The following is a 13,120-nucleotide window of genomic DNA, read 5'->3' on the forward strand; positions in this document are numbered from 1 at the left end:
GGTGTATCCTCCCGATGCCTTTATGCGGCATCTGAGATGAACCGTGCATTTATGTCGACGAACGGAGCAAAGTGCGATGCTTGAGATCGTCCGCGTGCCTGTGCTCAGCGACAATTATGTATGGCTGGTGCACGAGCCTTCATCCGGCGAGACGATGGCCGTCGATCCGGCGGTGGCCCAGCCGGTGCTCGACGCGGCCGCAGCACGCGGCTGGCGGATCACCCAGATCTGGAACACGCACTGGCACCCGGATCACACTGGCGGCAACGCCGAGATCAAGGCGGCGACCGGCTGCATCATCACCGGTCCGGCCGCCGAAGCGCCGCGGATTCCGACGCTCGACGTGCAAGTCCGCGAAGGGGAACGGGTGCGATTGGGCGCGGTCGAGGCGGAGGTGCTGGAAGTGCCGGCGCACACGGCCGGGCACATCGCCTATCACTTCGCGTCAGAGCATGTGGTGTTCGTTGGCGACACCTTGTTCGCGATGGGCTGCGGCCGGCTGTTCGAAGGCACGGCCGAGCAGATGTTCGCCAACATGCAGCGGCTGGCGGCCTTGCCCGAGGACACGCGCGTCTATTGCGCGCACGAATATACGCTGTCGAACGGGCGCTATGCCGTTGTCGCCGAGCCGGACAATGACGCCATTGCGGCACGCATGGCTGAAGTGTCCGCCGCGCGCGAGCGCGGCGAGGCTACGGTGCCGACCACCATTGCGCTCGAACGCGCGACCAATCCGTTCATGCGCGCCCGCGACGCCGTTCAGCTTGCCGAAAGGCGCGCGGCCAAAGATACTTTCAAGGGGTGAGTGCGTTCTTGTTCGGCAGATGGAGGCCAGACCCATGCGCACGCGTACCAGCATTGCATTGATCGGCGTCAGCGCTGCGCTGATCGGCACCGCCGCGATCAGCCAGACCGGGGATCGCGTCGTCGAGCGCGACCTGAAGATCATGGACCAGTGGCTCGGCAACAAGCAGGCCGGCAGGCCGGTGAGCTGCATCCCGCACCGCCAGATCCAGTCGACCTATTATGTCGGCGGTCGCACGATCCTCTATAAGATCAGCAACAACCTGGTTTACCGCAACGACCCGCCGGGCGGCTGCCCGGGGCTGAACAGCAACCTCGCTCTCGAAACGCGCAACCCGACGGGCCTGCTGTGCAGCGGCGAGATCGCGCAGGTCCGCGACTATAGCCAGGGCTATTCGCCGGGAAGCTGCGCGCTCGGCGAGTTCGTGCCGTATCGGCGGGTGAAATAAGCATATCTTTGCGAGGAGCGTAGCGACGAAGCAATCGAGTGCAGCGACTGGATTGCTTCGCTGCGCTCGCAATGACGGCTTCACTCAGCCCTTGTACAACGCGTCCAACCTCGCCCCGTAAGCCTCCTTCAACACATGCCGCCGAATCTTCATGCTGGGCGTGAGCTGCTCGTTCTCGATCGCGAACGGCGCGTCGGCGATGATGATGCGGCGGACTTTTTCGATCACCGACAGGTCCTTGTTGACCCGATCAACCGCCGCCATCAGCGCCGCCTTGTACATCGGGTTGTCTGAGAGCGCGGCGAAGTCGCACTTGTAATCGTTGCCGATGCACCATTCCGCCGTCCATTCGGGGTCGGGGACGATCAGCCCGACAAGATACGGGCGGCGGTCGCCATAGACCATCGCCTGCAGGATCTCGGGCTGCAGGGTCAGCATGCCCTCGACTTTCTGTGGGGACACATTGTCGCCCTTGTCGTTGACGATCAGGTCCTTCTTGCGGTCGGTGATGACGATGCGGCCCTTGTCGTCGATATGGCCGATGTCGCCGGTGTGCAGCCAGAAGCCTGCCCCGGACCCCGATCCGGGGTCCTTCAGCACGCGCGCGGTCTCGGCCGGGTTCTGCCAATAGCCGTGCATGACCAGCTCGCCGCGCACCAGGATCTCGCCGTCCTCTGCAATACGGACCTCGGTCTCCGCGAGCGGCGGCCCGACCGTGTCCATCTTGATGCCGGCGCTCGGACGGTTGCACGAAATGACTGGCCCGGCCTCGGTCTGGCCGTATCCCTGCAACAGCGTCAGGCCGAGCGCGTGGAAGAACACGCCGATCTCGGGATTGAGCGGCGCGCCGCCCGACACCATCGCCTTCATCCGCCCGCCGAAGCGCTGGCGGATCTTGGGACGGAAAAGCTTCTCGAGCAGCAGGTCGGTCGGGCGATCCCAGAGCGGCAGGCCGCCCGCCAATTCCTTCGCACCCAGCGATTCCGCCCGGCGCAGAAGCTGCGGCGCGAGGCCGCCCTGTTTCTCGATATTCTTGACGATCCGCTGCCGCAGCACTTCGAACAGTCGCGGCACCACGACCATGATCGTCGGCCGCACTTCCTCGATATTCGCCGCGAGCTTGTCCAGGCCTTCGGCATAGTAGATCTGCCCGCCGAGCCCGATCGGCAGATACTGGCCGCCGCTATGCTCATAGGCATGGGAGAGCGGCAGGAAGGACAGGAAGACTTCGTCGTCCCAGCCGAAATCCTCGGCGATCACGCGCACGCAGCCATTGACGTTGTGCAGGATCGCGCCGTGGTGTTGGGGCACGCCGCGCGGGGCGCCGCCGGTGCCGCTGGTGTAGATGATGCAGGCGGTGTCCTCGCGCTCGAAATCGGCGGCCGCGGCGACGGCCTGCACGTCGGCCGCGGTCGACGCCAGCGCTTCCCAGCTATGGAACGCGACGCCGCCCGCCTGCGGCACGCGCACCGTTTCCATCGCGATCACATGGTCGGCTTCGGAACGCAGCACGGCCGGGAGCAGCGTGCGCGCCAGCTTGTCGTTCGACACGATCACGGCTGCCGCGCCGCTATTCTCCAGAATGTGGAGGTGATCGCGTTCGGTGTTGGTGGTGTAGGTCGGGACCGTGATGCAGCCGGCGGCCATGATGGCGAGATCGGCGATGCACCATTCCGGCCGGTTCTCGGACACCAGCATCACGCGGTCGCCGCGTTTCAGGCCCAATGCCTTCAGCCCTTCCGCCACCGAGGCGACTTGCTGCGCGGCTTGCGTCCAGCTGATCGGCCGCCACGCATTTTCCGACTTGCGCCACAGGAACGGCTTGTCGCCGCCTTCCGCCGCGCGCGTGAAAAACATCGTCACCAGGTTCGGGAAGCGTTCGAACTGCCGCATTCTCTCTCCGTTTTCCTTTTTCGTTCAGTCGCGCCTCATTCGGGCGGGCGCGTTTCGGTCCTCCGGCGGATCGCGGTCACATGACCTTCTTCATCGATCGCGACGCCTTCGCTGCGCGGATCGGCGGCACCGACCCATTTGCCGCCTGTCCATTCGATCGCATTGGCCTTGAGGCCGAGCGGCGCCACCTGCACGCGCTCGCCGAGCTTGCGCAGCGCCGGCTCCATAGTCTCGGCCTGCGTGCCCTTCTCCAGATAGGCGACCGGCCCCGGCGCAAAGACCAGGCCGAGGCCGATCGCGTCCTGCGCGCTCATCTTCCAGTCGATCACGGCGACGATCGCCTTGGCGACCTGCGCGATGATCGTCGGACCGCCCGCCGCGCCCAGCGCAAGCCGGACATGCCCCGACGCATCATAGACGATGGTCGGCGCCATCGAGCTGCGCGGCCGCTTGCCGCCTTCGACGCGATTGGCGACCAGATAGCCATCGTCCTTCGGCACGATATCGAAGTCGGTCAGCTCGTTGTTGAGCATCGTCCCGTCGACCGAGAGGCCCGATCCGAACACGCTCTCGATCGTCGTCGTTACTTCCACGACGTTGCCCACACGATCGACCGCGACCAGGTCCGTCGTTCCGGGTACCTCGCTGGCCGGTACGCGGATGCGCTTGGGCGCGCCGGGCGGAACGCCGGCCTCGATCTTGTCGAGACTTTTGTTGAGCGAGATCAGCGCCGAACGGCGGCTAAGATACGTACGGTCCAGCAGGCCCTTCAACGGCACCTGCACATAGTCCGGATCGCCCGTGTACATATCCCGATCGGCATAGGCGAGGCGCGAGGATTCGGCGAACAGGTGCCAGGCAACCGGGCTGGCCGCCCCCAGCTTCGCCATGTCGAAGCGCTCGAGCTGCTTCAGGATCATCAGCACGGTGATCCCGCCCGACGAAGGCGGCCCCATGCTGCAGATGCGATAGGTCCGATAGGTCCCGCACAGCGGCGGCCGCTCCTTCGCTTCATAGCTGGCGAGATCGCCCCTGGTCATCCGCGACGGGTTGCGCGTCGCGCCGTTCACGGTCGCGACCAGCTTCTCCGCCTGAGGGCCAACATAGAAAGTGTCCGGCCCCAGGCGCGCGATGCGCTCGAACAGCGCCGCCTGCTCCGGATTGCGCACGGTCGTGCCGGCCGGCAGGATTTTCCCGTCAGGCCCAAGGAAAATGCGCGCGGCGCCGGCGTCCAGCTTGCCGGTCGAACCGCCGGCGATCTGCGCGAAGCGGGCGGAAAGCTGCCAGCCGTCGCGCGCGATGCGTATCGCCGGCTCGAACAATGCCGCCCAGGGAAGCTTGCCCGATTTCGCGTGCGCCAGCGCCATGGCCCTGAGCGCTCCCGGCACGCCGACGCTCCGGCCGCCGGGAACCGCCGCGCCGTGGCTGAGCGGTTTTCCGTCGGGGCCGTAGAACCACTCCGGTCCCGCCGCGTGGGGCGCAGCCTCGCGGCCGTCGACCGTCGTGACTTTGCCCGTCTTCGCATCGTGGCTGACGAAGAAGCTGCCGCCGCCGATGCCGGAGCTTTGCGGCTCGACCACGTTCAGCACCAGCATGGTCGCGATCGCCGCGTCGGTCGCGGTGCCGCCCTTTTTGAGGATCTCGACGCCGGCCGCAGCGGCCCGCGGGTCGGCGGCGGACACCATGCCTTGCGCCGCAAGCGATTGCGGCAGGATGAGCAGGAGGAAAGTAAGAAAAAAACGCTTCATGACGCGCGCGACCGTAATGCCGCGCATCGTTAGGGCAAGTGCGACTTCAACCTTGCCCTATAGCCTCCGCGACAGAGCCGAACCCGTCCTGCCTTAGCCGCCTGGCCAGCCCCCGCGCGATCCGGCGCGCGAGTCCGGGACCTTCGTAAACCAGCGCCGAATAGAGCTGGACAAGCGAAGCGCCGGCTCTGATGCGGGCATAGGCCTCATCGGCGTCCCCAATTCCGCCAGCCGAAACCAGCGGCAGCTTCCCTCCCGCCGCCGAACGGAAATCACGCAATCGCTGCAAGGCGAGCGAGGAAAGCGGAGCACCCGAAAGCCCGCCAGTTTCGTCCGCATAGCGTGATTGAAGCGGCGGCCGCGAGACCGTGGTGTTGGAGACGATCAGCGCTGAAACCCCGCGCTCGATCGCGACGCGGGCGATCGCGTCGATCTCCTCCGCTTCCAGGTCCGGCGCGACTTTCAGGAACACCGGCGTGGGCGCGGGCAGCGCACCCATGACGCCATGCAGCAGCTCGTCGAGCGCCGCCGCGCTCTGCAGCGCGCGCAGGCCCGGGGTGTTGGGAGAGCTGATATTGACCGTCAGGTAATCGGCCACGCCCGCCATCGCTCGCGCGCCCTTGGCGTAGTCGGCGCTGCGGTCGTCCGAATCCTTGTTCGCGCCGATATTAACGCCCACCGGACCCGCGCGCCGGCCGAGGCGCTGCAAGCGCTCTAGCGCGGACGCCTGCCCGCCATTGTTGAATCCCATCCGGTTGATCACTGCCCGGTCCTCAGCCAGTCGGAACAGCCGCGGCTTCGGATTGCCCGTCTGCGGCATCGGCGTCAGCGTGCCGACTTCGACGAAGCCGAAACCGAAGCCGAGCATTTGCGCCGGCACTTCGGCATCCTTGTCGAACCCCGCCGCCAGCCCGACCGGGTTCGGGAAGTGCAGGCCGGCAACGTCGCACGCCAGCACCGGATCGCTTTCGGGAGCGCCGAGCGCGGGCAACGGCTTCAGTGCAGCGATCGTCAGCCGATGCGCCTGCTCGGCGTCGAGCGCATGGATGAGCGGGCGGAACAGCGGATACAGCACGAAGGGCGCGATAGCATGTGCGCGCGCACTGGAAAGCCCGGGCCTGCGCCTCTAGGGTGCCGCCCAAGACACCGGCCAGGGGATTTCGATGAGCGAAGCGAACGTCCAATTTTCGGAACGCGAGGCGTTGCTTTTCCACTCTGTCGGCCGGCCCGGAAAGATCGAGATCGTCGCCTCCAAGCCGATGGCGACGCAGCGCGACCTGAGCCTTGCCTATTCTCCCGGCGTGGCGGTGCCCGTGCGGTGCATCGCCGAAGACCCGGCCCTTGCCTACGACTATACCGCCAAGGGCAATCTGGTTGCGGTCATCTCGAACGGCACCGCGATTCTCGGTCTCGGCAATCTCGGCGCGCTTGCCTCCAAGCCGGTGATGGAAGGCAAGGCGGTGCTGTTCAAGCGCTTCGCCGATGTCGATTCGATCGACATCGAAGTCGCGACCGAGGATCCCGAAGCCTTCATCAACGCGGTCGCGCTGCTGGAGCCGAGCTTCGGCGGCATCAACCTTGAGGACATCGCCGCGCCGGCCTGCTTCATCATCGAGCAGGCGCTCAAGGAGCGGATGAAGATCCCGGTGATGCACGACGATCAGCACGGCACCGCGATCATCACGGCGGCGGGGCTGATCAATGCGTGCCGGCTGACCGGGCGCGAGCTCAGGGACGTGAAAGTCGTCGTGAACGGGGCGGGCGCCGCCGCGATCGCCTGCACGTCGCTGATCAAGGCGATGGGCGTGCGCGGCGACAACGTCATCATGTGCGACCGCAAGGGCGTGATCTACCAGGGCCGTGCCGAGAGCATGGACCAGTGGAAGTCCGCCCATGCCGCCAAGACTGACCGCCGCACGCTGACCGAGGCGCTGGACGGCGCCGACGTGTTCCTGGGCCTTTCGGCCGCCGGCGCGCTGAAGCCGGAGATGGTCAAGAACATGGCGCCCAAGCCGATCATCTTCGCCATGGCCAATCCCGATCCGGAAATCACGCCGCCCGAAGCGAAGGCGGCGCGCCCGGACGCGATCATCGCGACCGGCCGGTCGGACTATCCGAACCAGGTCAATAACGTGCTTGGCTTCCCCTTCATCTTCCGTGGTGCGCTCGATGTGCGCGCGACCGCGATCAACGACGAGATGAAGATCGCGGCGGCGCAGGCCCTAGCCGATCTCGCGCGCCAGCAAGTGCCGGAGGAAGTGGCGGCGGCCTATGGCGGCAAGACGCACAGTTTCGGCGCCGATTACATCATTCCGGCGCCTTTCGACCCCCGGCTGATGGAGATCGTGCCGGCGGCGGTCGCCAAGGCCGCGATGGACTCGGGTGTCGCGACGAAGCCGATCCTCGACCTGAACGAATATCGCCAGTCGCTAAGGGCGCGGCTCAACCCGACTACCTCGGTGCTCACGCTGGCCTATGAAGCGGCGCGCGCCAACCCGAAGCGCGTGCTGTTCGCGGAAGGCGAGGAAGAGACGGTGCTGCGCGCCGCGATCCAGTTCCGCGACGGCGGCTATGGCACGCCCGTGCTGGTCGGCCGCGACGACGTCTACGACCAATTGAAAGAGCTCGGCGTCGACGATCCGCAGAGCTTCGAACTGCACAACAGCCGTAACTCGCCTTTGGTCCCCAAGATGGTCGACCGGTTGTACGAGCGGCTCCAGCGTCGCGGCTACCTGTATCGCGAATGCGAGCGGATGGTGAACCAGGACCGCAACATCTTCGGTTCGCTGCTGCTCGATCTTGGTGAAGTCGATGCGATGATTACCGGCACGACACGCACCTACGCCCAATCGATGCGCGAGATCCGGCGCGTGATCGATCCGCAGCAAGGGCGCACGCCGTTCGGCATCCACGTAATGGTCGGCCAGCACCACACGGTGTTCATGGCCGACACGACGGTCAACGAGCGCCCCTCCGCGTCCGAACTCGCCGATATTGCCGAGCAGACCGCGGCGGTGGCGCGGCGCATGGGCCATGAGCCGCGGGTTGCCTTCCTCAGCTATTCGACCTTCGGCAACCCGCCGGGCGAGTTTCTCGACAACATCCGCGGTGCGGTCGCCTTGCTCGATCAGCGCGGCGTGAGCTTTGAATACGAAGGCGAAATGTCGCCGGACGTCGCGCTCAACCCGCGCGTGATGGCGAGCTATCCGTTCAGCCGGCTCTCAGGGCCCGCCAACGTGCTGGTGATGCCGGGCCTTCAGTCCGCCAATATCTCGGCCAAGCTGCTGCGCGAGCTCGGGGGCGACGAAGTGATCGGCCCGATGCTGGTCGGCATGGACAAGCCCGTGCAGGTCGCGACGATGGCGAGCCGCGCCTCGGAACTGGTGACGCTCGCCGTGCTGGCCGCGAGCGGGATTGCGGGATGAGATCTAAGCCCCTCCCTTTTAAGGGAGGGGTTGGGGTGGGTGTCGGCCGCAGGCCGATCAAAACTCCAAAATAATCGGATGACAGCCCCACCCCAACCCAGCATCAGGTGAACCGTCCCCCAGACGGTTCAGGTCAGTCCGGGGGACTGACCGACCTGATGCTCCTGAAGGAGAGGGGCTTTCAACCTCACCCGCCCGTATTGTCGCTCGGCCCGCTGCCGCCGGGCAGCGTGCCGACCCGGCCGATATTGCCGAACAGGTCCTCGAAGAAGCCGTGCTTGCGGCCGAGCGTCGGGGTCTTATCCTTGACCGGATCGATGCGCGCGACCTTCTCAAGGCCGGTCTGCTCGATCTGGGCGACATTGCCGGCCTGGTCGAAGCGGATGTGCAGCACCGTCTGCGCGATCGGCTTCGGGCTGCCGAAGGCAAGCTGGCGGGTGTCGCGCGAGATATAATACCAGTCGTTGCTGTCGAACTGGCCGGCGAGGCTCGGCAGACCCAGCGTCTTCTGCACCGAAGCCTTGTTGTCGATGCCGGGCTGGACGGTCGCAAGGAGCTGCGAATCCACCAGATAGCCTTGATGCCCGCGAATGCGCGAGCAGCCGCCGGCCGCCACCATCACGCCCAAAAGCGCGGCGCCGGTGATCACGCGCCGCTGTACAGAAAACATTCGAATCTCCCGGACGTGACCAAGCATTGCGCTCGCCGCCCACTGCCTCAATATGCCGCACGCATGGCGCACACAAGCGCACGTGACCTGAACGGAGAGTTGATGCGCCTTTTCGACCGGCTTTTCGGCCGACCCAATGCCAATGAAGCCGCGCGGCCGCTCTACAATGCGGTGGTCGCGCGCGGCCGCGAGGCGCATTGGTATCGCGCAGGCGGCGTGCCCGACACGATCGACGGCCGGTTCGAGATGATCGCAGCGATCCTGGCGCTGGTCATCGCGCGCCTGGAGCTGGAACCCGAGCAGAAGCAGAACGTGGCCTGGCTGGTCGAGCTGTTCGTCACCGACATGGACAGCCAGCTTCGCGAGATCGGCATCGGCGACATGGTGGTCGGCAAGCATATGGGCAGGATGATGGGCGCGCTCGGCGGCCGGATCGGCGCCTATCGCGACGGCCTGCGCGAAGGGGAGTTCGAAGCGGCGCTGGTCCGCAATCTCTATCGCGGCGAGGAGCCGCCGGCCGCCGCGCTCGAGCACACGGCCGAGCAGCTTCGCGCCTTCTACCTCGCACTGCACGCCGCATCCGCCGATTCGATCGCGGCGGGTCAGCTCCCATGACGCCGGAATTCTCGCGGCCCCTCGATGCCGACACAGTATCCGAATCGCCGCGGACTCTGGAAATCGGCGCCGACGAAGCCGAGCGGCGAAAGCTGGCCGGCCGCTTCCGGCTGGTGGCGCTCGACCGGCTTGCGGCGACGGTCACGCTGGCGCGCCGGGCGGGCATCATCCACGCCGACGGGCGCGTTATGGCCGATCTGGTCCAGAGCTGCGTCGTCACCGGCGAGCCGCTCCCCGCGCACATCGATGCGCCTTTCTCGGTCCGCTACGTCCCCGAGACGCCGGGCCCGGCGGGCGAGGAAGAAGTCGAGCTCAGCGAAGAGGATTGCGACACGCTCCCGCTCGAAAACGGACGAATCGACCTGGGCGAGCTCGCCGCCGAGACCCTGGCGCTGGCGCTCGATCCGTATCCGCGCGCGCCTGATGCCGATCTGACGCTGGATGAGTCCGATACGGAAACCGACACAGGCCCGTTCGCCGCCCTCAAGGCGCTGAAGGACAGGATGGAGAAAGGCGCCTAGGCCTCGGTGCTGCGCCGCCGGCGTGCGTCCGGGCGGAATGGGATCACTTTCGCTTCATAACGCGGTCGCGGATGGGCGAGCAACGCGGGATCGAGCCCGAGCCTTTTGTAGAGCCGCCGCCGTTCGGCCGCGCTGAGTTGGCCGGGCAGCGCCGGCAGGTCGGCCGCCCGTCTTTGATGCCGGGCGAGCAAGACGATCGCCACCCACATGCTCAATGCAAGCAGTGCGGTGATGACGATTCCGGCCATGACAATCTCGCTAAGCAGATACCCTGTTTAGCGAGACGCCCGAATCGGCCCTGCTGTTCCCTTGAAAACGGCCCTCAGAACGGAACGTCGTCGTCCAGGTCGGAATCGAACGGGCTCGGACCGCCGCGGCCGCCGCCGCTGCCTCCGCGCCCGCCGCCGAAGCCGCCCGACGGGGTGTTGCCGGAGCCGCCGAAATTGCCGCGATCCTCGCCGCCCCAGCTTCCGCCGCCGGAGCCGCCGCCACCGCCTTCACGTCCGCCCAAGAGCACCAGCTCGCCGCGGAAGCGCTGCAGCACCACTTCGGTCGTGTACTTGTCCTGACCGTTCTGGTCGGTCCATTTGCGCGTCTGAAGCTGGCCTTCCAGATAGACGCTGGAGCCCTTGCGCAGATACTGCTTGGCGACGCGGCCGAGATTCTCGTTGAAGATCACGACGCGGTGCCACTCGGTCTTCTCTTGCGGGTTGCCGTCGCGGTCTTTCCAGCGCTCGCTCGTCGCGACGTTGAAGTTCACCACTTCGCCGCCGCTGCCCATCGACCGCGCTTCCGGATCGGCGCCGAGATTGCCGACCAGAATCACCTTGTTCACGCTTCCTGCCACGTATTGCTCCTAAAGGCCCGCGAGTGTTGCGAGCCAGTATGTAGCGCCCGCCGCCACATACGCTACCGCAAACAGATAGCCGACCATGAAGCCCGGCCATTTCCAGCCATTGGTCTCGCGCCTGGTGACGGCAATGGTCGAGATGCATTGCGGCGCGAACACGAACCAGGCGAGGAAGGCGAGGGCGGTCGGCAGCGGCCAGGCCTTGCTCAGCCGGTCCTTGAGCTGGGTGCTCGCCGCGGCGTCGTCGGCATTGGCGTCGATCGCATAGACGGTGGCGATCGCCGCGACCGCCACTTCGCGAGCCGCCATCGCCGGGATCAGCGCCATCGAGATGTCGTGGTTGAAGCCGATCGGCCTCACCACCGTCTCGACGCCGCTCGCGATATGGCCGGCGATCGAATATTCGCTCTGTTTCACGCCCTTCGGCGCCTGCGGGAAGGACGCGAGCGCCCAGAGCAGAACGGTCGTGAACAGGATGATCGTGCCGGCGCGCTTCAGAAATATCTGCGCGCGGGTGAGCAGCCCCAGGCCGACATCCTGCCAGCGCGGCCATTGATATTTGGGCATCTCCATCATGAAGCCCGATCCGCGGCCCTTGGTCACTGTGCGGCGCAGCACCAGGGCCGCGACGAACGCGCCGGCGATGCCCGCGATGTAGAGGCAGAACAGCACCAGCCCCTGCAGCCCCACGCCCGGGATCACCGCCCGGTCGGGAATGAAAGCGCCGATGATCAGCGTATAGACCGGAAGCCTGGCCGAGCAGGTCATCAGCGGCGCGATCAGGATCGTCGTCAGCCGATCCTTCGGATCGTCGATCGTGCGCGTCGCCATGATGCCGGGCACCGCACAGGCGAAGGACGAAAGCAGCGGAATGAAGGCGCGGCCGGAAAGGCCCACCCGCGCCATCAGCCGGTCCATCAGGAAAGCGGCGCGGACCATATAGCCGCTCGCTTCCAGGATCAGGATGAACAGGAACAGGATCAGGATCTGCGGCAGGAACACCACCACCGCGCCCACGCCCGCGATCACGCCGTCGGCGATCAGCGATCGCAGCACGCCGTCGGGCAGCATTGCGTTCACCCAGCCGCCCAGCGCGTCGAATTGGGCCTGCAGCCAGTCGGCCGGCAGCTTGCTCCAGCTGAACACCGCCTGGAACATCACGAACAGCAGCGCGGCAAGGATCACCGGCCCTAGCACCGGATGGAGCGCAATGCCGTCCAGCGAATGGGTGAAGCGCCGCGCCGGGCTTTCCGACACGATTGCCTTCATCGCCAGCGCACGGGCGCGGCGCTGCACCGTCGCCAGATCCTCGTGTACGAAACCATGACCCGCGCGCAGCTTCAGCGTGCCGTCGCCGACTGCATGGGCGAGCGCCGTCTTCAGCTCTTCCAGCCCGCGCTTGCGCACCGCGACCGTCTCGATCACCGGCACGCCAAGCTCTCTCGCGAGCACCGACGTGTCGATTTCCAGTCCGTCGCGCTTGGCGAGGTCGATCATGTTCAGCGCGATCACGATCGGCAGGCCAAGCCCGATGAGCTGCATCGCAAAGCGCAGATGATTGTCGAGGTTGGAGGCGTCGACGACCACGATCAGCGCAGCGGGTAGCCGCTCGCCCGCCTGCTGGCCCAGGATCACGTCGCGCGTCACCGCTTCGTCGGGACTGGCCGGTTCCAGGCTATAGGCGCCGGGCAGGTCGACCAGTTCGACCGGCCGCCCGTCGGGCAGCGCGAAGCGGCCCGAATGCCGCTCGACCGTCACGCCCGGATAATTGCCGACTTTCTGGCGCGCACCGGTCAGCGCGTTGAACAGAGAGCTCTTGCCGGCATTGGGATTGCCGACCAGCGCGACGAGCGGCGCCGGGTTCACGCTAGGGCGACGCGGATGGCGCTGGCCTGGGCGCGGCGGATCGCGACAGTCATGCGCCCGACGCGATAGGCGATCGGATCGCGGCCGAAGATGCTGCCATGATGCAGCGCTTCGATCGCCACGCCTTCGTCGAAGCCGAGCTCGCGCAGGCGCTTGCCCTCGGCCTCGCCCAGCAAAGCCCAGTCGATCGCACTGATATGCGCCGCCTTGCGCAGCGGCAGGTCACTGAGACGCATGCAGCATCAATAAGCTTGATGCGATTGATTATCAATAACGGGA

General features: G+C 66.3%; 13 protein-coding genes. 5 read left to right on the forward strand and 8 right to left on the reverse strand.

All coding sequences use genetic code 11. From position 1 onward, the window contains the following. Window positions 1–76: 76 nt before the first annotated feature. Window positions 77–805 (forward strand): hydroxyacylglutathione hydrolase, encoded by a 729-nt coding sequence (gene gloB / locus ACFSCW_RS00995; RefSeq protein ID WP_380885984.1) that lies wholly within the window; start codon window positions 77–79, stop codon window positions 803–805. Between the two features lie 34 nt (window positions 806–839). Beyond that, window positions 840–1,253, forward strand: a complete 414-nt coding sequence (locus ACFSCW_RS01000; RefSeq protein ID WP_380885986.1) for a hypothetical protein — start codon at window positions 840–842, stop codon at window positions 1,251–1,253. Window positions 1,254–1,337: 84 nt separating this feature from the next. On the opposite strand, the gene ACFSCW_RS01005 is transcribed toward ACFSCW_RS01000, so the two are convergent. Genes ACFSCW_RS01005 through ACFSCW_RS01015 form a run of 3 tightly spaced genes read right to left on the reverse strand, consistent with a single transcriptional unit; the run spans window position 1,338 to window position 5,969 of the window. Next, a complete protein-coding gene (locus ACFSCW_RS01005; RefSeq protein WP_380885988.1) occupies window positions 1,338–3,146 on the reverse strand; it encodes an AMP-dependent synthetase/ligase in 1,809 nt (602 codons plus the stop codon). A 35-nt stretch (window positions 3,147–3,181) separates the two neighbouring features. Next, window positions 3,182–4,894: a gamma-glutamyltransferase gene (gene ggt, locus ACFSCW_RS01010; protein WP_380885990.1), complete on the reverse strand. Its 1,713-nt coding sequence runs from the start codon at window positions 4,892–4,894 to the stop codon at window positions 3,182–3,184. A gap of 46 nt (window positions 4,895–4,940) precedes the next feature. After that, on the reverse strand, window positions 4,941–5,969 hold the full coding sequence (locus ACFSCW_RS01015; RefSeq protein WP_380885992.1) for a quinone-dependent dihydroorotate dehydrogenase: 1,029 nt from the start codon (window positions 5,967–5,969) through the stop codon (window positions 4,941–4,943). Window positions 5,970–6,057: 88 nt separating this feature from the next. On the opposite strand from ACFSCW_RS01015, the gene ACFSCW_RS01020 reads away from it, so the two are divergent. Beyond that, on the forward strand, window positions 6,058–8,319 hold the full coding sequence (locus ACFSCW_RS01020; protein ID WP_380885994.1) for an NADP-dependent malic enzyme: 2,262 nt from the start codon (window positions 6,058–6,060) through the stop codon (window positions 8,317–8,319). Between the two features lie 187 nt (window positions 8,320–8,506). On the opposite strand, the gene ACFSCW_RS01025 is transcribed toward ACFSCW_RS01020, so the two are convergent. Further along, a complete protein-coding gene (locus tag ACFSCW_RS01025) occupies window positions 8,507–8,989 on the reverse strand; it encodes an outer membrane protein assembly factor BamE (RefSeq protein WP_380885996.1) in 483 nt (160 codons plus the stop codon). Window positions 8,990–9,052: 63 nt separating this feature from the next. Here ACFSCW_RS01025 and ACFSCW_RS01030 point away from each other — a divergent pair, with 63 nt between their 5' ends. Together ACFSCW_RS01030 and ACFSCW_RS01035 are read left to right on the forward strand one after the other, a co-directional pair. Next, on the forward strand, window positions 9,053–9,604 hold the full coding sequence (locus tag ACFSCW_RS01030) for a ubiquinol-cytochrome C chaperone family protein (protein ID WP_380885998.1): 552 nt from the start codon (window positions 9,053–9,055) through the stop codon (window positions 9,602–9,604). Beyond that, the gene (locus tag ACFSCW_RS01035) at window positions 9,601–10,125 is read left to right on the forward strand and encodes a YceD family protein (protein ID WP_380886000.1); all 525 of its coding nucleotides are present in this window, start codon (window positions 9,601–9,603) and stop codon (window positions 10,123–10,125) included. The genes ACFSCW_RS01030 and ACFSCW_RS01035 overlap by 4 nt, the downstream gene beginning before the upstream one ends. Here the strand turns inward: ACFSCW_RS01035 and ACFSCW_RS01040 are convergent. From ACFSCW_RS01040 to ACFSCW_RS01055, 4 genes are all read right to left on the reverse strand, one after another. Further along, entirely contained in the window at window positions 10,122–10,373 is a 252-nt protein-coding gene (locus ACFSCW_RS01040; RefSeq protein WP_380886002.1) for a hypothetical protein, read from the reverse strand. The genes ACFSCW_RS01035 and ACFSCW_RS01040 overlap by 4 nt on opposite strands. 74 nt (window positions 10,374–10,447) lie before the next feature. Beyond that, complete coding sequence (gene ssb, locus ACFSCW_RS01045) at window positions 10,448–10,972, reverse strand: single-stranded DNA-binding protein (RefSeq protein WP_380886004.1); 525 nt, start codon at window positions 10,970–10,972, stop codon at window positions 10,448–10,450. 9 nt (window positions 10,973–10,981) lie between these two features. After that, window positions 10,982–12,841 carry a ferrous iron transporter B gene (feoB, locus tag ACFSCW_RS01050; protein ID WP_380886006.1) on the reverse strand — a complete coding sequence of 620 codons (1,860 nt, stop codon included), beginning with the start codon at window positions 12,839–12,841 and terminating at the stop codon, window positions 10,982–10,984. Continuing rightward, on the reverse strand, window positions 12,838–13,077 hold the full coding sequence (locus tag ACFSCW_RS01055) for a FeoA family protein (RefSeq protein ID WP_380886008.1): 240 nt from the start codon (window positions 13,075–13,077) through the stop codon (window positions 12,838–12,840). The genes feoB and ACFSCW_RS01055 overlap by 4 nt, the downstream gene beginning before the upstream one ends. Window positions 13,078–13,120: the final 43 nt, after the last annotated feature.

It is taken from the genome of Sphingomonas tabacisoli (assembly GCF_042678385.1).
Taxonomy (GTDB): domain Bacteria; phylum Pseudomonadota; class Alphaproteobacteria; order Sphingomonadales; family Sphingomonadaceae; genus Sphingomonas_B; species Sphingomonas_B tabacisoli.